We start from the raw sequence: 1,294 nt of genomic DNA on the forward strand, positions 1-1,294 counted from the left end.
GGAAGCGTTGCAGGTGGCCGTATACGGCGGTCGTGCCGTTGTGCAGCGTGAGGTAGACGGCGCGCCCGTAGCCGTAGGCGCCCAGGCTTACGCGCGAGACGTAGCCGTCGGCCACGGCCACGAGGGGTTTGCCCTCGGCACCGTCGGTTTTGATGTCGATGCCCGCGTGGAAATGCCCGGGGCGCATCTCGCCGAAATTGGCCGAGTAGAGCCCTTCGACGTCGCGGATCGGGTATATGTACTCCTCCGGGGCGGGGTGTTGTCCCCGGGCCCCGAGGCAGGCGGCGGTCGATATGAGCAGTATCAGAATTCGTCGCATGTCTCCGTGTCCGTCACGAGCCCCGAGGCGGCCTCCACGACCGTTTCGTAGTCGTATCCCAGCGAAAGCCCGTAACGTATCAGTTTGGTTTTCAGTTCGTATTGTGTCGTATATTTCGCCGTTCGTGCCTTGCGTTCCAGTTGCCGGCGCAGGCGTTCGTCCATGCCGGAACGGTCGGCTTCGGCGAGTGCCGCGTCGATCAGCGCCCGGTCGATGCGCTTGCGTTGCAGGGCCGTGCGGATCTTGTATCCGCCCCAGCCGCTCAGCCGCAGTTTTTCGCGCACGAAAGCCCCGGCGTAACGGGCATCGTCGATGAAGCGGTCGCGGACGAGTTTGGCCAGCACCCCCTCGGCATCGCGTTCCGCGAGTCCCCAGCCGCGCATCAGCCGCCGGGCGTCCTCCTGCGATTTTTCGGCGCGGGCGCAGAGCCGCATGAGCGCAGCGAGTGCCTGCTCGGGTGTCTTGACCTTCTTTTTCCTTAGTTCATCCGGCTGCATACCATGCGGGGTTTTCCGTTGAGGTCTTCGCGCACCTCGGTGTCCGTATATCCCTCCTCGCCGAGCAGGAGGCGCATCTGCCCGGCCGAGCGTTCGTAGATCTCGAAATAGAGCTTCCCGCCGGGGCGGAGTATCCGCCGCCCGGCGCGGGCGATGGCGCGGTAGAATCGCAGCGCGTCGTCGTCGGGGACGAACAGCGCCTCGCGGGGTTCGTACTCCCGGACATTGGCGTGCATCGCCGCAAGGTCGCTTTGCGGGACGTAGGGCGGGTTCGAGACGATGGCGTCGAACGGCCCCGGGAAGATTTCGTCCAGGCCGCCGAGCGCATCCGCCTTGCGGAGCGTGACCCGGGCGCCGAGCGTGCAGCAGTTCTCGGCGGCGATCGCCAGCGCCGCGTCCGACAGGTCGGCCGCGAAAACCTCTGCCCCGGGCAGTGCGAGCGCCAGGCTCGCGGCGATGCAGCCGCTGCCGGTGCCAC

3 protein-coding genes are annotated in these 1,294 nt (G+C 66.7%); all 3 read right to left on the minus strand.

From position 1 onward, the window contains the following. A partial coding sequence (locus tag QVP03_RS09670) for a M23 family metallopeptidase (protein ID WP_288210746.1) occupies positions 1-319 on the minus strand: 319 nt, incomplete at its 3' end. Beyond that, positions 304-816, minus strand: a complete 513-nt coding sequence (locus QVP03_RS09675; protein WP_022333267.1) for a regulatory protein RecX — start codon at positions 814-816, stop codon at positions 304-306. The genes QVP03_RS09670 and QVP03_RS09675, both read right to left, overlap by 16 nt. Further along, positions 798-1,294, minus strand: a 497-nt coding sequence (locus QVP03_RS09680; protein WP_288210747.1) for a N5-glutamine methyltransferase family protein, incomplete at its 5' end; no start/stop codon positions are given. The genes QVP03_RS09680 and QVP03_RS09675, both read right to left, overlap by 19 nt.

The organism is Alistipes sp. CAG:29 (assembly GCF_000435435.1).
GTDB lineage: Bacteria > Bacteroidota > Bacteroidia > Bacteroidales > Rikenellaceae > Alistipes > Alistipes onderdonkii.

Excerpts from the sequence above, each read along its gene's own strand:
- QVP03_RS09675 (WP_022333267.1), bottom strand. The coding sequence starts at position 816 with ATGCAGCCGGATGAACTAAGGAAAAAGAAGGTCAAGACACCCGAGCAG.